14 protein-coding genes are annotated in these 21,131 nt (G+C 56.3%); 8 read left to right on the top strand and 6 right to left on the bottom strand.

From position 1 onward, the window contains the following. Positions 1-116: 116 nt before the first annotated feature. A complete protein-coding gene (locus HMPREF3053_RS04325) occupies positions 117-2,219 on the bottom strand; it encodes a neutral/alkaline non-lysosomal ceramidase N-terminal domain-containing protein (RefSeq protein ID WP_070767333.1) in 2,103 nt (700 codons plus the stop codon). A gap of 216 nt (positions 2,220-2,435) precedes the next feature. Here HMPREF3053_RS04325 and HMPREF3053_RS04320 point away from each other — a divergent pair, with 216 nt between their 5' ends. From HMPREF3053_RS04320 to hrpA, 3 genes are all read left to right on the top strand, one after another. Beyond that, entirely contained in the window at positions 2,436-3,938 is a 1,503-nt protein-coding gene (locus tag HMPREF3053_RS04320; protein ID WP_038628787.1) for a DUF1846 domain-containing protein, read from the top strand. 61 nt (positions 3,939-3,999) lie between these two features. Beyond that, positions 4,000-4,932, top strand: coding sequence for an oxygen-dependent tRNA uridine(34) hydroxylase TrhO (locus HMPREF3053_RS04315; RefSeq protein ID WP_070767332.1), 933 nt, complete (start codon positions 4,000-4,002; stop codon positions 4,930-4,932). 93 nt (positions 4,933-5,025) lie between these two features. Then, positions 5,026-9,081: an ATP-dependent RNA helicase HrpA gene (hrpA, locus tag HMPREF3053_RS04310; protein ID WP_070767331.1), complete on the top strand. Its 4,056-nt coding sequence runs from the start codon at positions 5,026-5,028 to the stop codon at positions 9,079-9,081. On the opposite strand, the gene nrdR is transcribed toward hrpA, so the two are convergent. Next, the gene (gene nrdR, locus HMPREF3053_RS04305) at positions 9,078-9,560 is read right to left on the bottom strand and encodes a transcriptional regulator NrdR (protein WP_070767330.1); all 483 of its coding nucleotides are present in this window, start codon (positions 9,558-9,560) and stop codon (positions 9,078-9,080) included. The genes hrpA and nrdR overlap by 4 nt on opposite strands. Before the next feature lie 865 nt (positions 9,561-10,425). Here nrdR and lexA point away from each other — a divergent pair. The 5 genes from lexA to HMPREF3053_RS04280 all read left to right on the top strand — a co-directional run bounded on the left by lexA (position 10,426) and on the right by HMPREF3053_RS04280 (position 15,577). After that, entirely contained in the window at positions 10,426-11,127 is a 702-nt protein-coding gene (gene lexA / locus HMPREF3053_RS04300; RefSeq protein WP_005509663.1) for a transcriptional repressor LexA, read from the top strand. 93 nt (positions 11,128-11,220) lie between these two features. After that, entirely contained in the window at positions 11,221-12,000 is a 780-nt protein-coding gene (locus HMPREF3053_RS04295) for a DeoR/GlpR family DNA-binding transcription regulator (RefSeq protein ID WP_016422628.1), read from the top strand. Continuing rightward, positions 11,997-12,968, top strand: a complete 972-nt coding sequence (locus tag HMPREF3053_RS04290; RefSeq protein WP_070767329.1) for a 1-phosphofructokinase family hexose kinase — start codon at positions 11,997-11,999, stop codon at positions 12,966-12,968. Before HMPREF3053_RS04295 ends, HMPREF3053_RS04290 begins: the two co-directional genes overlap by 4 nt. A gap of 36 nt (positions 12,969-13,004) precedes the next feature. Next, positions 13,005-15,164, top strand: coding sequence for a PTS fructose transporter subunit IIABC (locus HMPREF3053_RS04285; protein WP_070767328.1), 2,160 nt, complete (start codon positions 13,005-13,007; stop codon positions 15,162-15,164). 140 nt (positions 15,165-15,304) lie between these two features. Next, entirely contained in the window at positions 15,305-15,577 is a 273-nt protein-coding gene (locus HMPREF3053_RS04280; RefSeq protein WP_070767327.1) for an HPr family phosphocarrier protein, read from the top strand. A 92-nt stretch (positions 15,578-15,669) separates the two neighbouring features. Here the strand turns inward: HMPREF3053_RS04280 and HMPREF3053_RS04275 are convergent, their stop codons facing one another. The 4 genes from HMPREF3053_RS04275 to feoB all read right to left on the bottom strand — a co-directional run bounded on the left by HMPREF3053_RS04275 (position 15,670) and on the right by feoB (position 21,100). Next, a complete protein-coding gene (locus HMPREF3053_RS04275; protein WP_246819371.1) occupies positions 15,670-17,013 on the bottom strand; it encodes a uracil-xanthine permease family protein in 1,344 nt (447 codons plus the stop codon). A gap of 36 nt (positions 17,014-17,049) precedes the next feature. Further along, positions 17,050-18,603 (bottom strand): GTPase HflX, encoded by a 1,554-nt coding sequence (hflX, locus tag HMPREF3053_RS04270; protein WP_070767326.1) that lies wholly within the window; start codon positions 18,601-18,603, stop codon positions 17,050-17,052. 74 nt (positions 18,604-18,677) lie between these two features. Next, on the bottom strand, positions 18,678-18,995 hold the full coding sequence (locus HMPREF3053_RS10990; RefSeq protein ID WP_076772076.1) for a FeoC-like transcriptional regulator: 318 nt from the start codon (positions 18,993-18,995) through the stop codon (positions 18,678-18,680). A 119-nt stretch (positions 18,996-19,114) separates the two neighbouring features. Next, entirely contained in the window at positions 19,115-21,100 is a 1,986-nt protein-coding gene (gene feoB / locus HMPREF3053_RS04265; protein ID WP_070767325.1) for a ferrous iron transport protein B, read from the bottom strand. Positions 21,101-21,131 lie beyond the last annotated feature (31 nt).

Here is a 21,131-nt window from a genome sequence, read left to right as displayed (position 1 = left end):
CGGATACATACAAATAATGCGCACAACGGACTATACGTGAGACAAGCCATTGATGAATTTTTAAAGGCCGAAGTATAAGTCACATTGTGCGCATGGACGTATTTAGTTGGACGTTCTTACACGAGCTCCACCGAGGCGACTCCCTCGAATGGGTTCAGCGAATCACCGGCACCCAACGCGCTACCACGCACGATGATGTCATACTTGCCCGGCGCGACTCGTGCGGTCTCCCAAGTGACCTTGGCGGTGGTGTAAATACCGTCCTTGGCAAATTCAATGACAGTTGCCTGGTCCCAGTCGTCGGAAACAATCTCACCGCGGTCATTCTTGATAAGTAGGTAGCCGTCTTCCAGTCGCAAGTCGTTATTCGGATTTGCCGCGACGAATTGGGCAACGGCCTTCTGCCCTACCGTGACGCTTGCAGTCGATTCGAGCACGTCACCAAAATTCTTGCCCATTGGTGCGGAATCGATAATCTTTCCTCCTGCTGGCGACGGCGGGATGATGCCAGTGAGATCACCTGCAGCACTGCCCGGTTCGACAGCCAGGCCGTCGGCAAGCGCGTCGGCGAGATCGTGATAGATGGAGATCATCGCACTGAGCGTGTACTTGCCGAAAGCCGTTGCGCCGCCCTCGTAGTCCTGCTGATCGTATTCTTCCGGAGTAGTGACGTAGTGCCCATAGCTGTTGGTGTAACCCTGACAGATGACAGTGTCGATTGGAACGCCGAGGATTTCAGCGACGTGCTGACGCATGCGGTAACCCGACATCGTGGTGGGTTCAAGGCCGTTGGTGATTAAGGTGAAGCCACCTATGCGGGTGATGGAGAACATGTGGGTCTGCTGGAGAAGACCATCGATGTAGCCCACTGGCAGCAGGCATTCTTTCTCGCCCTGAATCTCCCCGATATTCTTCGGGAGCACGACCTTATTGAGCTGGCGTACCCACGGTGTGCCTCCACGCTGGCCCTCGTTGAAACCTAGGGCCGGTTCGCCGCCGCCGTCCTCCTGGCTACTGGCTGCGAAGGCCGCACCGAGGATTGCAGGTCCAGTGCGGTGTGGCTGGCCATCGGGCGTGAATTGGCCGTCGATGTCGACATCGCCAAGGTTGACCCACTTGTGGACGGTGGCGATTCCGCCTCCTGGCAGTGCAATAGCCTGGCCTTGGGTAGCGTCAATCTGACGCTGACCGAGAATGCGGGCGGACTCTGCTTCGTCTCCGTTGCCTGGGCCCGAATTTGGCTCGAGCCCCATGTTCGGGCTGATGTCACCGGGACACGACATAGCGAATGCGGCGACAAAGGGGGCATCGGCCGGTTCGCGATGAACTACTCCGTGATCCTTCTCCATCTTCCACGCTGCGTAGCCTTTGTTATCGCCGTCGATAATGGTGTGCTCTGGACCAAAGGTGGTCGGATGAATGCCGTACCAGTTAATGAGGCCGACTGCCCGCCCACCGCGGCTGACATGAAGAGTGTGGCTTTCCGGATTGACACCATTGGGGAAAAGTTGCTGTTCTTCCTTGGGATTGCGCTCGAATGCCTCGCGCGAGCGGTTGACGCCAGCATCTGTGGCAATGCCTTTGGTCAGGTGGATAGTGGATGGCTGATAGTCGGCATGTGCACGTTCAATGGACTTAACAATGCCGACGACGGCGGCTTCGAAAGTTACCGGGCGGAAGCCAAGGGTCGTCAGATCGACCATGAGATGCCCTGATGTTCCCCCTGGTGCGACGTGGGTATGGGAGGCGCCGATAAGCACGTTGCCCTCATGGTAGAGGTCTCCGAAAAGAGCTCGGAGACGCCGCAGAACTTCCATCTGGATGGACTGGAACATGAGCCCCATGTCTGCGGTGACGTGGACGACACGGTTGTCGTTGTCATCGCCGAAGATGAATGCACGCGCCATCTGGCGAAGACGCAGACCCGAGGTGGTCTGATCCATGACCGCATACCCGTTCATGCCAGCGCCGAGTGGCTCGCCTGTCATATCGGCCATTCCTCGACCAACATTCAAATTGGTGGTCGAATTCCCCGCGGCGGCAGAAGCCCCGTTTGCAGGAGCGGCGTTTGCCTTAGGTGCACCACTTACGGCAGGCATCATACTCGCAGCTGACACGGCAGTTGCTCCGACGAGGAAGCCTCGCCTGCCCACTTGGTACGGGGCGCGTGCGGTTGGTTCTGCCGAATTCGACGATGATGCCATCTGGCGATCGAGCATGTCACATCCTCTTCATATTTCTTTTTGAATATCAATATGCTGGACTTTAATCAGACAATCCCCTACACGTGGCCTAATTAACCAAAGTTTCCAAAATCCCCCCCGCGACAGCAGTAACCGATACGACATTCGCAAGGCGGTATCACTACCATGGGCACAGTAGAATTTCGCAATATTTAGCGCGCTCCCCGCAGACACAACTTCAGAAAGGGCACCATGGGTCAGGCTGTCGGTTTTAACCGCGAGAAGTACATCGAAATGCAATCCGCTCATATTAAGAAGCGGCGCGCAGACATCGCAGGTGAAGGCGGCAAGCTCTACCTCGAAATGGGCGGCAAGCTATTTGATGATATGCATGCCTCGCGTGTTCTCCCCGGCTTCACACCTGACAATAAAATCGCTATGCTCGATCGCCTCAAGGACGATCTGGAAATCATGGTGTGCATCAATGCCAAGGATTTGGAGCGTCACAAGGTCCGCGCTGACCTCGACATCACTTACGAAGACGATGTGCTCCGCCTCGTCGATGTCTTTCGTGAACGCGGGTTTGTTGTCGGCAGCGTCGTCGTCACACAGCTTTCCGACGACAACACCCTGGCAAAGAACTTCATTGAGCGCCTGCAGCGACTCGGATTGAGCGTAATTCGCCATCGCAATATCGAGGGCTACCCAACAAACACCGAGAAAATTGTCAGTGAAGCCGGCTTCGGACTGAATGAATGGGCGCAAACGACGCGGGACTTGGTCGTTGTCACAGCGCCGGGCCCGGGCTCCGGAAAGCTGGCGACCTGTCTATCGCAGATTTACCACGACCACAAACACGGGATTCGTTCCGGCTACGCAAAGTTTGAGACCTTCCCTATCTGGAACCTAGCACTCGAACACCCGGTAAATCTGGCCTACGAGGCGGCAACGGCTGATCTCGATGACATCAATCTCATCGATCCTTTTCATTTGGCCGCCTATGACACCAAGGTCACCAGCTATAACCGCGATGTCGAGGTCTTCCCACTGCTGCGCACCCTGTTGGAGAAGCTCGCGGGCGAGTCGCCGTACAAGTCACCGACCGACATGGGCGTCAATATGGCCGGTTACTGTATCGACGATGACGAAGTGTGCCGAGAGGCATCCAACCAAGAAATCGTTCGCCGTTACTACAAGGCTCTTGTCGACGAACACAAGAACAGCGCAGACGACGAAGTTTCGCAGCGCATTGCCATGATTATGAGCAAGGCCAACGTGTCGACAGCTGCCCGCCGAGTCGTCGCACCAGCACTTGAGGTTGAGAAATCTACCGGGGCGCCGGGCAGTGCAATCGAATTGCACGATGGCACAATCATCACGGGCAAGACCTCTGAGCTGCTCGGATGCTCAGCAGCAATGCTGCTCAACGCTCTCAAGAAGCTCGCCAATATCGACCCGGACCTACACTTGCTCTCCCCTGCTGCCATCGAGCCAATTCAAACGCTTAAGACGCATCACCTGGGCAGCCGCAACCCCCGCTTGCATACCGACGAGGTCCTTATCGCCCTTTCCGTGTCGGCGGCCACCAGCGACGACGCCCGCGCAGCCCTCGCCGAGCTGAAGAACCTTCGAAACTGCGATGTCCACACCACCACCATTCTGGGCAGCGTGGACGAAACAATTTTCCGCAACCTCGGTGTCCTAGTTACTTCCGAGCCCAAGTACCAGAAGAAGGCTCTCTATCAGAAGCACTAAACCAGACCACCAGCTCACGCCGAAAATAGGATAACTGGGAGAGCAGACTAGAATAGTCCCCGTGAGCATCAGCAAGATTCTTCTGTACTACCAGTTCGCCCCGCTGTCCGATCCGCGTGCCATCATGCTGTGGCAGCGCGATCTTTGCGAATCGTTAGGGCTTAAAGGTCGCATTCTGGTGTCCGAGCACGGCATCAACGGCACCGTCGGCGGTGATCTCGATGCCTGTAAGAAGTACATCAAGAAAACCAAGCAGTACCCCGCTTTTCACTCCATGCAGTTCAAGTGGAGCGAAGGCGGCGCTGATGACTTTCCGAAACTCTCCGTCAAGGTTCGCGACGAAATCGTCGCTTTCGGTGCTCCGGGCGAGCTTAAAGTCGATGCCGAAGGTGTCATTGGCGGCGGCACACATTTGAAGCCTGAAGAGGTCAATAAATTGGTCGAGGAGCGCGGCGACGATGTCATCTTCTTCGACGGTCGCAACGCGATGGAAGCTGAGATCGGCAAGTTCAAAAACGCCGTCGTCCCCGACGTAAAGACCACGCACGACTTCATCGACGAACTGGAATCCGGCAAGTACGACTGGATGAAGGACAAGCCGATTATTTCCTACTGCACCGGCGGCATCCGCTGCGAGATCCTCTCCGCGCTTATGAAGAACCGCGGGTTCGAAGAGGTCTACCAAATCGACGGCGGTATTGTCCGCTACGGCGAAAAGTTTGGCAATAAGGGGCTGTGGGAAGGCTCTCTCTATGTCTTCGACAAGCGCATGCATATGGAGTTTGGCGATGGCATCGAAGACGAGGACTACGTACAGCTCGGACACTGCGTCCACTGCGGCAAGCCCACAAACACCTTCCAGAACTGCATCAACGAAGACACCTGCCGTCGACAGGTGCTTATCTGCGATGACTGCTGGGAGGATACCGAGACACAGCACTGTGGGCGCGAGGACTGCAAGGAAGTTGCCGAAGAGCTAGCAGCCGCAAAGTAGGACGCTTCCTGCTGCCATCGGACCATCTTGAGCGTCTCCAATCAGCACAGATGTGGGTTGTCTACCAAGACACGGCTAATCTAGTAGGCAACCATGACTACTCCTAGCCGTTCTGATAAACCAGCTCCACGTGTCCAGTCGGGAAACCACCACTCACGCCATCGCAATTCCGCCAGGCCGCAGCGCTCTGGCAAGCCTGCTAAGGACACGCGTAAAAAGGAGCTCTACCAGCTCGCTGATCAATTACCTATTCGGGAGGCCCAGTCCTTCCGACGTCGGCTAAAGCGAGCATCCGCGCCGAAGGCGCTGTCTGCAATCTCTGCAGACCTCGACTTTGCTCTGGAGCGGTTAGAAGATCGTCGTAATGCGATTCCTCGCATCACCTACCCGGCGCAGTTGCCGGTGTCCGCCCGCCGCGACGATATTGCAGAGGCGATTGAGAACAATCAGGTCGTCATTATTGCTGGTGAGACTGGCTCTGGTAAGACTACGCAGATCCCGAAGATATGCCTAGAACTGGGACGCGGGGTGCGGGGCAAGATTAGTCACACTCAGCCACGTCGTATTGCGGCGCGTTCGGTGGCGGAGCGCATCGCCCATGAGCTGGGCGAGAAGATTGGACAGCACGTCGGTTATGCGGTGCGTTTTGATGACCGCGTGGGCAAGGATACCTGCATTAAACTGATGACCGACGGTATCCTGCTGGCCGAAATTGGCCGCGACCGACTATTGCGTGAGTACGACACCATCATCATCGATGAGGCGCACGAACGCAGCCTCAACATCGACTTCCTGCTGGGATATTTAAAGCATATTCTGCCGCAGCGCCCAGATCTGAAGATCATTATCACTTCGGCGACGATTGATCCGGAACGGTTCGCTCGTCATTTCGCGCCTGACGACGAGCACCCTGCGCCCATCATCGAGGTGTCAGGGCGCACCTACCCGGTGGAAATTCGCTATCGCCCACTGGTGCGGACTGTTGTTGCGAAAAATGGGCAAGAAAAGGAAGTCGCCATCGAGCAGATCGATGGTGTTATCGCTGCGTGTGAAGAGCTCATGCGGCTTGGTGACGGCGATATCCTGGTGTTCTTTTCGGGTGAGCGAGAGATTCGGGAAGCTGCCGAAGCCATCGAGGGTAAACACTGGAAGGGTGTGGAAGCCGTCCCGCTGTTCGGTCGGCTATCTAATGCAGAGCAGCATCGAATCTTCACTCCGCACTCCGGGCGCCGCATTGTGCTGGCGACCAATATCGCGGAGACGTCGCTGACGGTGCCGGGTATCGAGTACGTCGTCGATACTGGCACCGCGCGCATTTCGCGCTACTCCACCCGCACGAAGGTGCAGCGCTTGCCAGTCGAGGACATCAGTCAGGCGTCCGCTAATCAGCGCTCGGGCCGCTGTGGTCGCGTGGCTGATGGTGTGGCGATTCGTCTCTACAGCGAAGAGGATTTTCTCTCTCGCCCCGAGTTTACGGATCCGGAGATTCTGCGCACCAACCTCGCATCGGTTGTGCTGCAGATGATTTCGCTGCGGCTAGGCGCGATTGAGGACTTCCCCTTTGTGCAGCCGCCGGAGCATAAAGCAGTACGTGATGGCATCAACCTGCTTACTGAACTGCAAGCTATTACCACTTCGTCGGGGTCTGGAAGAGGACGTGCATCTGGTTCACGCACCAGCTCTGGTGCTCCCGAGCTGACCGATATTGGCCGACAGATTGCCCGGATTCCAGTCGACCCGCGGCTTGCCCGCATGCTGGTTGAGGGCTACGAAAACACCACGCTTGGTGCTGTGACCGTCATCGTCGCTGCTTTGTCGCTGCAGGATGTCCGAGAACGTCCGCTGGAGTTCCAGGCTCAAGCAGATCAGCTGCATGCCCGATTTAAAGACACCACCAGCGACTTCAACTCCCTTCTGAAACTCTGGGAGTATCTGGAAGAAAAGCGCCGCGAGCTTAGCGGTAACCAGTTCCGCAAGATGTGCAAGCGCGAGTACCTCCACTATTTGCGCGTTCGCGAGTGGCAGGACTTGGTGCGTCAACTCCACCAGGCAACGGCTGAGCTGGGCTGGAGTCTTTCGGCCCGCAGCTCAACAAGCGGTGTCGACGATCCCGACGAGGTGGCAAAGTCGCTGTTACCGGGTCTGTTATCGATGATTGGTACGCGCGAGGGCGAGGGCAAGGAATTTACTGGCACCCGCAACACTAAGTTCCTCATTCACCCCTCGTCCGCGTTGGCAAAGAAGCCGCCTCGCTGGGTGATGGCTGCGGAAATCGTCGAGACCTCGCGCACTTTTGCGCGCAACGTAGGCACGATTCAGCCGCAGTGGGTAGAGAAGGTAGCCCCTCATCTACTCAAACACCAGTACTCAGAGCCTCACTGGTCGACTAAGCGCGGTGCAGCGATGGCTTACCAGAAGTCGACGCTCTACGGCGTGCCTGTGGTGGTTGATCGTCTGGTGCCATATCACCGAGTCGATGCCGACGCCGCCCGCTCGATTTTCATTCGCTCTGCGCTTGTCGACGGCGAGTGGAACACACATCACGAGTTCTTCAAGAACAACCAGGACAAACTTGCCGAAGCCGAGAAGATCGAGGAAAAGCAGCGTTCCCGCGGCATTGTCGTCGATGACGACGTGCTCTACGCGTTCTACGACTCCAAGCTGCCCGCCTCTATCACCACGGCCGCGAATTTTGACCGCTGGTGGAAGAAAACTAAGCCCAAGCAGCCGAATCTACTGGACTTTGATCCCAATAAGCTGCTCAACCCCGAAGCCGGCGACATCGATGACAACGCCTTCCCCGAAATGCGGCAGCAGGGCTCGGTCGATTTCACCCTGACCTATAAGTTCGAACCGGGCGCCCCTGATGACGGTGTGACTCTCCGTGTCCCCGTGCCTCTTCTTGCGGGTTTGCGTGAAGATGGCTTCGACTGGCAGGTGCCAGGTCTTCGCGCTGAGCTCGCAGAAGCCTACATTCGCACTCTGCCGAAGGCAATGCGCAAGTCCGTTGTCCCCGCACCGGATTTCGCACGCCGAGCGCTGGAGACGATGACTCCGTACTCAGGCCGCTTCGTCGATGTTTTTGCCGATGCTTTACGACGACTCGGAGGCTCGGGCATCAATGGTGCAGACTTTACCCCTTCGAAGCTGCCAGCACACTTGCGCTTTAACTACGCAGTGGTAGACCGCCATGGAAAGATCGTCGATCAGAGCCGGGATCTTGCCGCGCTTCGAGACAAGCATGCCACGACGGTCTCAACGGCTGTGTCGAAACGTTCGAAGGCTGTAGCACGAGAAGCTGTGAAAAAGTGGACTTCAGACAACTTGGGCACTGTCTCAGAAACGGTCAAAAGTACTGTCGACGGTCAGTCCGTCACGATGTATCCGACGCTGGTGACCACTAAGGATGGCGTGGCCATCGAGGTCAAACCAACTAAGGCGCAGGCAGAGGCGACGTTGGCGACCACAAATTTGACAATGTTATTGCGGGATTGCCCAGTAAATGGTGCACAAATGACTAAGGGGCTTCCACTCCAGCAACGTGTTGGCGTGGACGCATGGCCACATGGGGGCGCCGATGGGCTTGTCGAGGACTGCCGTGTCGCCGTGATTCGCGACCGTATGATGGCTGCCGGTGGCCCGGTCCGCGATCCGAAGGATTTCGATAAACTACTCGAACGCGTTCGTTCTGGTGTTGCCTCAGAGGTGCGCCAATTGGTCGTCGGCGTAGCCCAGGCTATGCCTCGCTATGTCTCGGTGGTGAATCAGCTAAACAAGTGGGAAGGCGATGCCATTGACGATATGCGTCGCCAGCTGGAGTTCATGTTCCCTAAGGGCGCTGTGGCAAGGCACGGTTGGCAGCACCTACGTCATTTGCCGCGTTATCTCCAAGCGATGGAGATTCGACTTGAGGAAATGAACCGTGCCCCGGATCGTGATGCTGAACGTGAGGATGAGGTGACTGAGGCCCGCGAATACTTGGCGGCAAAGCTTAAGCAGCTACCTAAGGCACGTTCGAATTCCGCGGAGGTACGGGATATTCAGTGGCTCATCCAAGAGCTGCGCGTCAGCCTTTTCGCACAACGCTTGGGTACCGCCCAGAGCGTATCCCTGACCCGAGTAAAGAAACGTGTGGATAAACTGCGTTAGTTCTTTCTAACCTCGTTGCCATTTGCCTGCGGTCCTTTCCCCTTACGCATGCTGGAAATTTCCTGCGCGAAATCGTCAGCGGAGGAAAAGGACTTGTACACTGAAGCGAAGCGGAGATAGCCAACTTCGTCCAGTTCTTTGAGCGGCTCAAGGATGGCAAGGCCGATATCGTTTGAGTCCACCCGAGGCGTGCCTTTCTCGCGGAGGCTCTCCTCCACTTTTTGTGCAAGCTTCTTCAGCTGAGACTCTGATACTTCACGCCCCTGGCACGCACGTCGAACACCCTGGATAACCTTTTCACGGTTGAACTCCTCAGGGATTCCATCCCGTTTAACGACCATCAGCTGCGAGCGTTCAATCGTAGAAAAACGTTTACCGCAATTCAGGCATTCTCTTCGACGACGAATCCCCATACCGTTATCTATTAACCGTGAGTCCAAGACTCGTGTCTGATCATGGTGACAAAACTGGCAATACACAGCCTCCAGTCTACGTCCAACCCCAACGCCGGAAACCGGAATGATTATTGCGCGGAGTAGGAAGCGTACGTAGACGTAAAGGTGCTTTCGACTGTCTCACTTTCTCCTTGTTCAAAGACCACGCTGCCGAAAACTCCGAAGAAAGCACCAAGCCCTAGAGCCCATACCGCCATCAAACGAGTCAGGTTAGTGCCTGAGGATACATCACTACGATTGGACTGCTGCGCCCTGCTAACGGATAGAGACGGGCGCCCGTAGTTGACCGAGACATGACTAGGCCGCGACCTGTCCCTCCGCATTCGCGTCGATGAAGCCCCATCGCGATTGCGCTGTGCAATACGTGCACGCTGACCGGGCCGAACGATGTGCTGTGTGCAAGACGCACTACGTTCACCCCACACCAACGGGGCTTTCCGTGTCGTCCGAGCAGAGGGCTCGGAAACTTGAGAAAAGTCAATATCAGATGCGCTGCTAACACCTAGTGCGGTAGAAACCGTAGACATCATGTTTTCTCCCTTTCCAACGTTGACTCTCCCACCGTTGCCGGCCTGGAGAGAATAAGAGTTGTACGACCGTTTCCCGACGCTGTGGAGACTATGTCCAAGGGCGGATGCAGAGAATCCGTCTAGACCTTTTCATCAAACGACTGTTCGAGCAACTTGTCATGTTCGATTTATAACACCATGTTCGAACGTTGTCTACCGCTATCCGGTTTTATTTTCGATTTTCGAAACCGCCACGGCCTCCGAGCACGGATTATGTAGACCTTCTCCAAAGAATTCAAGGACGCGCGGTGTTCGATACTCGACGATTCGAACAGTTTTGAGTTATGATTCATTCGAAAGAGTTTGAGAAGGGATATTCCATGGCTCAAAAGAAGAAAGCGAACCCTAAAACACTCACCGATCGGCAGCGTCGCATTCTTGATGTCATTTCGGATGCCGTCGTACTTCGCGGATACCCACCGAGCATTCGAGAAATTGGAGATGCCGTGGGCTTGAATTCCACCTCGTCGGTAGCGTACCAACTCAAGGAGTTGGAAAAGAAGGGCTTTCTCCGCCGCGACCCACACAAACCCCGTGCGGTAAACGTAAGGGATTCGAAATCCTCAGCTGGCACTTTCACTCCGGTAAAGCCTGGGCCAAAGGCCACTGGCAGCACCCAAACTCCCGAGATGCCAGAGGACATGCCAGAGCCAATCTTCGTTCCTATCGTTGGACAGATTGCGGCTGGCAACCCCATTTTGGCGGAACAGCATGTGGAAAGTCATATGGCACTTCCGATGGAGATTACGGGCTCTGGTCAGTTGTACCTACTCAAGGTCGTGGGTGATTCCATGGTTGACGCAGGCATTCTCGACGGAGACTGGGTGGTAGTCCGTTCCCAAGACGTGGTCGAACAGGGCGACTTTGTTGCGGCCCTGTTTGAAGATGAAGCAACAGTCAAGGAATGGCACGAAGACGCTGCTGGCAAGTGGCTAATGCCCCATAATCGCGCATTTGACCCGCTCCCCGCAGAGCACGCCAAGATCCTCGGCAAGATTGTCAGCGTCCTACGCAGTCTTTAATTTCCCACATTTTCGTTGCCCGAAACAGACACAAACGGGCATACTGGAAGCAGGTAGTAAAGCTGAGAATTTTTAACAGCTAAGGAGCGGGGAATGTACGCAGAGGAACGCCGCCGGAAGATTGCGTCTTTGACAGCAGTCGAAGGGCGCGTGACGGTCGCTGATCTTGCGGAAGCTTTCGATGTCACAGCAGAGACGATTCGCCGTGACCTAGCTCAGTTGGATGCAGAGGGCGCAGTTCACCGTGTACACGGTGGCGCTGTAGCTACTCGTTCTTTTCAGACTGTTGAGTTTTCAGTTGCCGCTCGAAAGAACGCGCAGAAAGACGCGAAGCTCTCTATTGCCCGCTGTGCTGCCGATTTTCTACCTGACTCTGGTGGGGGAATTTTTCTCGATGCCGGAACTACCACCGAGGCTCTTGCAGAGCTGATGGTCCACTCCCCTGATAACCGCCGTTGGTCGGTTGTCACAAACTCTCTTCCCAACGCCATCACACTCGCAGGATCGAACCGCATTGAGCTTCAACTCCTTGGCGGCCAAGTCCGCGTCATTACTCAGGCGGTTGCTGGCGATACAGCACTCCGTACTCTTGCGGTTATGCGTGCCGATGTCGCTTTCATTGGTTCTAATGCCTTGACAATTGACCACGGTCTTTCTACTGCTGATCCGCAGGAAGCAGCGGTAAAGCGCGCGATGATCACGAATGCGCGCAAGGTCATCGTTATGGCGGACTCGACGAAACTCGGCCGTGACTTCCTTGTCAGTTTTGCGGCATTGGAAGATATCGACGTCGTGATTACAGATTCCTCTGCCCCGGAGCAATTCGTGAACGATCTCAGGGAGCAAGGTGTCGAGGTCGTGGTTGCTTCATGATCCTGACCTTGACTGTAAATCCGTCAATCGATCGACTTGCTCGCCTCGATACGGAACTCAAACGAGGTGGAGTGTTCCGCCTACCAATGGCTGAGGACATGGCTGGCGGCAAGGGAATTAATGTGTCCAAGGCGTTGCACTACGCGGGAGAAAAGACGCTCGCGCTCTACCCTGCATCAGACTCTGGAAAATTCACACGTCTGTTGGAAGTCTCTGGCATACCCCATGAAGCCATCAACACGACTAACGAAGCCCGCGTTAATCTCACACTCGCAGAGCCAGATGGGACGACCACCAAGCTCAATTCCCCTGGAATGACATTGACAAAAGCGCACCGTAGGCGTGTCCTGGAGAAGCTTATCCACCATGCTAAACGCGCCACGTGGGTAGTTTTCGCAGGTTCACTGCCCCCTGGTGTCCCCCGGGATTTTTACGTTCAATGCACCGAAGCGGTGTATTCGGTCAACCCGAATATTCGTGTTGCTATGGACACTAGCGACGGCCCACTGACTGAGGTCGTTCGCGCATTTCCGAAGGTGCGGCCTTTTTTGATGAAGCCAAACGCCTACGAACTTGGCCAAATCATTGATCAGGACGGCGAAGAACTTGAGGCCGCTGCAGCCGAAGGGAACTATCTTCCCGTAGCGCAAGCTGCTCGTGCACTGAACGAACTTGGTGTTTCCGAAGTCCTTGCCACTCTCGGCGAGGCAGGGGCGGTACTTTCAGTGAAGTCAGGCGGTTGTTTCGCTGCTACCTCACCCTCGATAGTCGCTCAGTCCACGGTCGGTGCTGGAGACTGTGCTTTGGCCGGCTACGTTATGTCCCGCGAACGCGGTGATAGCTACCAAGATGCACTAACCACCGCCGTGGCTTATGGGGCGGCGGCAACCAGTCTTCCCGGTACGACCATCCCCTATCCAGAACAGGTTCACCCCGAGGCTGGCCGGTTATGGCAGCTCAACGCTTAGCTTTTCGGTGCCTAGATAAGGAACATTAAAAAAACCATGTCTTCTTCGGCAGATTTTTCCGCTATTGCATCATACCTGGCCGATGAGTCGACAGTGTTCCTTGACCTAGATGTCGGTCCACAAAAGGAGAAGATCCTTAACTACCTCATTGCTAAAGCTGTAGGGACCGGCCGCGCCACCGACAGCGACGGCATCGTCGCAGCAGCCCTGAAACGCGAAGAGAAGGCCCCGACAGGTCTGCCGGGCGGAATAGCCATCCCCCACTGCCGCCATGAGGACTGGTCGATGCCGACCCTGATGTTTGCCCGCTTAACCAGCGCTACGGAATTCATCACACCTGATGGGCCGGCGGACCTGCTTTTTTTCATTGGTGTCCCAGCCAGCAACAGCGATGTCCACGTCGATATTCTGGCTGCACTCGCAAAAGCACTTCGCGATAAGGGGTTTCGAGCAGCTCTTCGAGGTGCTGAAAGCGATGAAGAGGCCGCCCGGATTATTAGCGAGCACATCACCAAGGCGCCTCGTCGGAAAGCGAAAAAACCTCCGGCAAAGACCAATATTGTCGCCATTACGGCCTGCCCCACGGGCATCGCTCACACTTATTTGGCAGCCGAAGCGCTTACTGGCGCGGCAGAAAGCATGGCTGATGTCACGCTAACTGTAGAGACTCAGGGCTCGGCAGGAACCCAGGAAGCCCCCGCAGAAGCAATTGACCGGGCCGACGTGCTAGTAATCGCAGCCGATATTGGAGTTACGGGGCTTAAGCGCTTCAGCGATAAACCACAGGTCAAAGTGCCAATTCGTAAGGCAGTCAATGAACCCACTGCGGTTATTGAACAAGCGAAGGCGGTAGCAGAACAATCACGCGTTCGCGCCTACGACCGAAAGGCGCCGCAACCTAAGGATGACCACGACAAAGAGGCCGCTTCGCAAACCGGTAATGCAGGTGCAGACCCTACATCTGAGAGGGTACGAGCAACTACGAAGGTGGGGGCGCGTAAATCGTCGTTAAGCGGCGATAAAGCCTTCGGACACTGGGTTCGTGACGCCATTATGACCGGTGTCAGCTATATGGTGCCGTTCGTGGCCGCTTCGGGGTTGTTGATTGCGCTGGGGTTCCTCGTCGGCGGTCATCAGGTTGGTCTAGTAGCTGACGCCGTGACTAGGGATTTGCGGCTGCCGGAGGTTATCGGACTCGATGCCCCGATTGCTGTGCCGACAGAAAATCTCGGCACCGTGCTAGTTGACCGTAGTGGGCTGTGGCTGTATCTCGGCTCGGCGTTTTTTGCAATCGGCAACCACGGCATGCAGGTCATTGTGGCTGTAATGAGTGCTTATATCGCCTTTGGCATGGCTGGCAGAGCCGGTATTGCACCAGGCTTCATTGGCGGTGCCATCGCGGTCACGGTTGGCGCCGGCTTCCTTGGGGGCCTGGTGACGGGCATTCTGGCGGGACTAGTTGTAGCCCTACTGTTGAGGATGAAAGTCCCGGACTGGCTGCGACCGCTGATGCCGGTTGTCGTGATTCCTATGCTCGGGGCTATGGCCGTTGGGCTCACCATGTACCTGCTGCTCGGGATGCCGCTGGCATGGCTGATGACGGCCCTGCAGCAGTGGCTGCAATCACTGGATACGACAGCGGCGTTCCTGTTCGGTAGTCTTCTCGGCGCAATGATGTGCGTGGATATGGGCGGAATGATCAACAAGGCTGCTTATCTTTTTGCCGTCGCAAACATCGCCTCGGAAGATCCAGCATCATGGAAGATTATGGCCGCTGTGATGGCGGCGGGCATGGTACCTCCGTTGGCGACATCGCTGGCAGTTGTACTCCGACCAAAGCTGTTCAGTTCAGCTGAGCGTCAAAACGGCAAAGCGGGCTGGGTGCTCGGTGCGGCCTTCATTTCAGAGGGAGTGATTCCCTTCGCCGCCGCAGATCCGCTGCGAGTGATTCCGTCGATTGTGATTGGCGGTGCCGTCACCGGTGGCACTTCAATGGCTTTGGGTGCGGCCACACGCGTTCCGCACGGAGGTATTTTCGTGCTGTTTGCAATCGACAATCCTGTCGCATGGCTTGCTGCAATCGTCTTGGGCAGCATAGTGGCAGCAATTCTCGTTGTGGCAGCTAAAAGCCTGTGTCCGCGGCAAGTCAGTACCGATAATCAAAACCTAGAAGCAGACATTTCAGCGGACGCCTAAATTCTTTCGCTAAACCCAGCTCCGTCCGCAGAAGCATTCCTGCAAACTTCACCAAACATGCCCCATCCCAACCTGCCAAGCGATTAAGCTCTGAACAGGTGTCGAGGAAATCGATAAGCAGAAAGGCAAGGTGCCGCCCCATGGCTACGCAACAGGTCCACGTCGGCTCCAAGGTGGGTATTCACGCCCGCCCCGCGTCGGTAATCGCTGAGCGTGCCTCCCGATTTCAGGAAGAAATACTGATCGAACTCATTGATTCACCCGAACCCGACAACGAACCGGCTGATGCCTCCTCAACGTTGATGCTGATGGCACTCGGCGCAGGATACGGCGATGAAGTCACAATCACCAGTACAAACGCAGTTGCGGTGGAGCAGATTGCACAGCTGATCGCCCAAGATTTGAGCGATTAAAAGCAATATGCTTAACGACGAAACATCGTGGCAACGGTCACGGGGGTTCCGTCGTTAAGCATTCGTAAAAGATCCTGCCCTGGACGGGTGGCCTACGAGCGGTTCTCGCCGATGCGGTTATAGAGCCAGTTTAAAATTGGATAGCCGATAATAATGCCGACCGAACCCCAAGCAATGCCCTCCAGCGTCAGCGAACCGATGTCGAGGGTGAGGTTGCCGATACCCGCAATCAGCGCGGTGGCGGCAGCGGTGAGATTGACCGGGTTGTTGAAGTCGACCTTTTCGTCCATCCAGATGCGCACACCGAGCAGACCGATCAGGCCGTAGAGCACCATCGTTGCCCCACCGAGCACGCCGGTAGGAATGGTCAAGATGAGTGCGCCGAACTTTGGAATGAAAGCCAGTGCAATGGCCGTGAAAGCTGCCACCCAGTAAGCGGCAGTCGAATAGACACGGGTAGCAGCCATAACCCCGATATTCTCAGCGTAGGTAGTGGTACCAGAACCGCCAGCTGAACCGGCGATGGTGGTGGCTAGACCGTCTGCAATAAGAGCATCGCCAGCGATGTCATCGAGGTTTCGGCCGGTCATGGCAGCAACAGCCTTAACGTGACCGACATTCTCGGCGATGAGCACTACGATGACGGGCAGACCAATCAGCATCGCATTGAAGTGGAACTCCGGCGCGTGGAATGCGGGCAGACCAATCCAGGCGGCATTGCCGACGGTTTCTGTAGCCTCGGGCGAGAGATTTCCGGTGGCAGCGGCGAAGACCCAACCGATTAGTACGCCGATGAGAACACCCAGACGGCTGACCATACCGCGGCCAGCGACGGTTGCGAAGACAATGGATACCATCGTGACAAATGCGACCAACGGCTGAGTGGCGAAGTTCTCCGTGGCAGCAGGCGCCAGGTTAAGTCCGATGAGAGCGACGATGCTTCCTGTTACTGCAGGGGGCATGATCATATCGAGGACACGCTTGCCGGCGAACTTTACTACGAAGCCAACGAGCATGAGCGCGATGCCGGCGCAGAGCACGACACCGAGCTGAACACCAATACCCTGCGCCTGTGTCGCGGTCAGTGGCGCGATGAAGGCAAACGACGAGCCCAGGTAAGAGGGCAAGCGATTTCGGGTGATCAGCAGGAAGACAATCGTGCCGATACCCGAGAACAACAGTGTGGTGTTGACTGGAAAGCCGGTCAACAGCGGCACCAGAAGAGTTGCACCGAACATGGCAATGACGTGCTGTGAGCCAATGCCAATCGTGCGAGGCCAATCGAGGCGTTCGTTGGGAGCCACGACGGCTCCCGGTGCAATCTTTCGACCGTCACCGTGAATATCCCAACCGAAAAGACGGCCACGTTCGGCATTTTCAGCAGGCGGATTTGCGGAGGTTCCCTGTTGGGTCTCCGCGTCAGAAGTAGAATTCATGGTTGTAATGCTAGTGGATGCCCACCGCAGTTCCCGCTACGGTTCGATGTGGTATGCCGACAGTTCATCCGCGAGGCTAGTGGGCAAACGCACGTCCATCTGGGTGCCTTGCTCCGTCCATGTTTCCGACAGCACGGTCGCATCTTCGTGGAGCATGGAGACAATATTGCCCTTGTCATAGGGGATCAACATGTGAACGTGAGACTCCAGCTCATTGAGAGCAAGCTCGAGTCGGGTCTCCAGTTCACCAATCCCCTCACCCGTTCGCGCAGAGACAAAGACCGCATCATCGAGCTGGTGGCGCAGTTGCGCCAGGGTAATGCCATCGGCCTTGTCCACCTTGTTGACTACCAACAGCTCGGGCGGAATCTCGGCCTTTTCTTCCTCCGCGATTTCGTTGATGACTTTGTTGACAGCCTTAATCTGCTCCAGCGGGAATGGGTCAGAGGAGTCTACGACGTGCATGATGACGTCGGCTTCGAGCACCTCTTCCAAGGTCGAGCGAAAAGCTTCAATGAGCTGCGTCGGCAAGTGGCGAACAAATCCGACCGTATCGGTCATAATCACCGTGCGACCGTCGCGAAGCTTGGTGCGACGAGTCGTCGGATCCAGCGTTGCAAACAGCGCGTCTTCCACCAGCACACCAGCGCCTGTCAGTGCGTTGAGCAACGAAGATTTACCCGCGTTGGTGTAGCCGACAATTGCCACGCGCGGCAGGTGTCCAGCCTTACGACGTGCGCGTTTAATCTCACGCGCAGTCTTCATGCCAGCTAATTCCTTGCGGATTCGCGCCATATCTTGGCGTAGGCGCTGACGATCGGTTTCGATCTTAGTTTCACCCGGACCACGCAGACCCACGCCGCCGTTGGAGCCCGCGCGACCACCAGCCTGACGCGATAGGTTGCCGCCCCAGCCGCGCAGACGCGTGTACAGGTACTGCATTTGTGCCAGCGAGACCTGCGCCTTGCCCTCCTTGGACTTCGCGTGCTGAGCAAAGATATCCAGAATCAGCATGGTGCGGTCAATAACCTTGGCGTCAAGGCGATCCTCCAGCGCCACCAATTGACCGGGAGACAGTTCACCGTCGCAAATAACTGTATCTGCGCCGGTAGAGGCGACAATATCGCGAAGCTCGTTGAGCTTGCCAGATCCCACGTAAGTACCAGGGTCCGGCTTATCGCGGCGCTGCAGCACCATCTCTAAAACTTCCGAACCTGCAGTCTCTGCCAGTGCGGCGAGCTCCTCCATCGCCACTTCAGCTTCCTGAAGGGTCCCGGATGTCCAGACACCGAGCAGCACCACGCGTTCCAGTCGGAGCTGACGGTACTCGACCATCACTTCTTCAGACTCAGTATGTGCTACTGACCTGGTCAGCCGGCGCAGAGAGGAACGCGCTTCCAGATCCAAATCACCGACAGTAGGTTCCCCATGCGTGCCGACGTTCGCCGCGAACCCATCCCCCGAGGCACTATCAGTGGCTTTGCCAGCATCGATAGCGTCAGTGAAAAAATCGTCCATCTCGTGCGAGGTGCTTGCTTGCTGCGACATTTCGTCGCTGACCTCATCAAAGTTGTTGGAAAAATTCGTCATACTAGCTGCCATTGTCGCATGACAAGCCAAATTCTCCGCATTGCGTGCGGAGAACACCGAACCCAGGCTGAGAACTAGGCTGCCGAATGTGGCCTGCGTGTCAGTACTAGCGCAACTGGGCCACTATTTGAACTACCACCGGTGCACGTACCGCTGTCGGACATTCCACAGTTGGAACAGCCACCACCCGGACACATACCGCCGAGGGACTCCCGCCGCAATTGGCCGGTATGTTCCATGCGGTCGAGAATGAGGTCTACCGTTGCACGCTGCAGGCCTGTGATTTCGCAAATCTTGCGTCGTGAGCTAATACCCTGCGCGATTGCGTCCTGAACCGCCTCCGAAGGCTGACGAGTAACCGTAGCTTTCTTCCCAGCATTAAAGAGTCCCATGGCGATAGCTCCTTTCAGTGCCTGGTTTTTAGTTAGCTCGGGTTTCTAATTGGCTTGGTTTTCTAGTTAGCAAATATGACTTAGCAGTCTTACCGAAACCACGAGGAATCTACGAGGTTTTACAGGAACAGCTTCAGTGCCTGGAACACGACCACGGCCAGCGCCCATGCGACAAACAGCTGCGCAGCTAGGCCGAAGCCGGTCCACTTCAGGCCAATCTCTCGGCGCTGCGCCGCCAGCGTGGCCACACAAGGTGTGTAGGCGAGCAGAAAAATCATGTATGCCCACACCGCCGCCAGACCATGCCCATCCGATGCATTGTCGAAGTCACGTCGAATATTGTCCGCCAGGGGGCTGGATGCCTGTTCGCTCGACTCAGAATCGGTGACGTCCTCCACTGCGTAGGTCTGCGCCCAGGTAGAAATGACGGCTTCCTTGGCCACAAAGCCCGTCACCAACGGACCTGTCAGGGACCATGTGCCGAAACCTGCCGGGTTAAACACAGGAGCAATAGTTGCGCTGACTGCACCGTATGCGGAGTCCTGCGGTGCCAGGTCTTCATCGGCAAAGGAGTGCCCGGAGACAACCGGGATAGACATCAGTAGCCAAACGACGATGACAGTGCTGACGATGATTCCACTAGCGGTCTGTAGGAAGCCCTTCAGGCGCATCCACATCACAGATAGTGCCAGTCGTGCGGTCGGTAACTGATAGGTTGGCAGGTCAATGACCAGCGGTTCCGACGGCATGGTGCGCCACAGGGTCTTACGCAGTGCAACGCCGGTTAGAACGATCAACAGAATCGAGATTACGTACATTGCGAAGACGACTGTGCCCGCGTGATCCGGGAAGAACACTGCTGCCAACATGACATAAACGGTCAACCGTGCCGAGCAGGAAGTGAACGGCACCAGGAGCGCCGTCAAGATACGATGGCGCGGGTTACTCAACACACGTGTCGCCGAAATCGCCGGCACGTTACAACCAAAGCCGACAATGAGCGGAATGAATGCCTTGCCCGGAAGCCCAATTGCACGCATGAAACGGTCGGCCACCACGGCCGCACGCGCCATGTATCCTGAATCCTCCAGCACCGCGAGACACAGGAACATCAGCGCCATCAGCGGAATGAAGGTCAGTACCATACCGACACCGCCAATAATGCCGTTGACAAGCAGCCCCGTGACAATCGGATGATTCCATCCCATCGCTTCCAAGCCGCGGGTAACCAAATCTGCGAAGTTACCGGTAATAAGGGTTTCCAAACCGTCCTGGAGCGGAGCCGCTACCGTGGTCGTGATTTGGAAGACTGCCCACATGACCGCCAGGAACACAATCGGTCCGAGCACCGGATGAAGAACCACGTTATCAATGCGGTCAGAGAACGTCTGGCGATCCTCTACCCCGCCTGTTGAGGCCGCGACGGCTGCATCGATAGCGGCAAAGCGTGCCTCGTCCAAGCTTTCAATCGATTCGCCATCCGCCTGACGAATCGGCGACAGCACCGAACTACATCCGTCCAGAGCTGCTGCTACTGCGTCGGCCAACCGTGTCATTCCCGCTTTACGACGGGGATCTAGCGCCACCACCGGCATACCCATAGCTGACTGCAATGCGTCCGGATTCACATCGATGCCCTTGGCCTCAGCCGCATCGAGTTTGGTCAGGGCCAGAACGATGCGCTGAGGCTGTTCCGCCAATTCCGCAGCCATATAGAGACCACGCCCCAAAGCCGTAGCGTCGACCACAACTACGACGAGGTCGGGGCGTTCTCCCTCTGGTTTCTCGATGAGCATCTCGCGAGTGAGCTCTTCGTCCGGGCTCATGGCATCCAGCGAGTAGGCACCAGGGAAATCAATGACATCGTACTCAGCGACATCAGTCTTCCATGCGCCACGGCTGACCTCCACGGTCGTGCCCGGCCAATTGCCCATCTGCGCTTTCGCGCCAGTCAAACTATTAAACAGCGTTGACTTACCGGAATTCGGTGCGCCAACAACTGCGACAACAGGTGCACCATCTTTTGCTGGCGCTCCACCACTACAAGCATGACAGCTCGGCGTGGATGCGAATTTTCGCGTTGAGGAATCCGTAGGTGTTGTCATTGTGAACTTTCAGGAAGAATGTGAGGAAAAG

Source organism: Corynebacterium sp. HMSC064E07, assembly GCF_001815745.1.
Taxonomy (GTDB): Bacteria; Actinomycetota; Actinomycetes; order Mycobacteriales; family Mycobacteriaceae; genus Corynebacterium; species Corynebacterium jeikeium_D.
The sequence above is the reverse complement of the archived record's forward strand: the minus strand, read 5'-3'. Positions and strand labels throughout refer to the sequence as shown.

What these genes read in the sequence shown, in the direction of transcription:
- HMPREF3053_RS04325 (WP_070767333.1), bottom strand. Translation starts at nt 2,219, where the DNA reads ATGCTCGATCGCCAGATGGCATCATCGTCGAATTCGGCAGAACCAACC.
- HMPREF3053_RS04320 (WP_038628787.1), top strand. Translation starts at nt 2,436, where the DNA reads ATGGGTCAGGCTGTCGGTTTTAACCGCGAGAAGTACATCGAAATGCAA.
- hrpA (WP_070767331.1), top strand. Translation starts at nt 5,026, where the DNA reads ATGACTACTCCTAGCCGTTCTGATAAACCAGCTCCACGTGTCCAGTCG.
- lexA (WP_005509663.1), top strand. Translation starts at nt 10,426, where the DNA reads ATGGCTCAAAAGAAGAAAGCGAACCCTAAAACACTCACCGATCGGCAG.
- HMPREF3053_RS04295 (WP_016422628.1), top strand. Translation starts at nt 11,221, where the DNA reads ATGTACGCAGAGGAACGCCGCCGGAAGATTGCGTCTTTGACAGCAGTC.
- HMPREF3053_RS04290 (WP_070767329.1), top strand. Translation starts at nt 11,997, where the DNA reads ATGATCCTGACCTTGACTGTAAATCCGTCAATCGATCGACTTGCTCGC.
- HMPREF3053_RS04285 (WP_070767328.1), top strand. Translation starts at nt 13,005, where the DNA reads ATGTCTTCTTCGGCAGATTTTTCCGCTATTGCATCATACCTGGCCGAT.
- HMPREF3053_RS04280 (WP_070767327.1), top strand. Translation starts at nt 15,305, where the DNA reads ATGGCTACGCAACAGGTCCACGTCGGCTCCAAGGTGGGTATTCACGCC.
- HMPREF3053_RS04275 (WP_246819371.1), bottom strand. Translation starts at nt 17,013, where the DNA reads ATGAATTCTACTTCTGACGCGGAGACCCAACAGGGAACCTCCGCAAAT.
- hflX (WP_070767326.1), bottom strand. Translation starts at nt 18,603, where the DNA reads ATGACGAATTTTTCCAACAACTTTGATGAGGTCAGCGACGAAATGTCG.
- HMPREF3053_RS10990 (WP_076772076.1), bottom strand. Translation starts at nt 18,995, where the DNA reads ATGGGACTCTTTAATGCTGGGAAGAAAGCTACGGTTACTCGTCAGCCT.
- feoB (WP_070767325.1), bottom strand. Translation starts at nt 21,100, where the DNA reads ATGACAACACCTACGGATTCCTCAACGCGAAAATTCGCATCCACGCCG.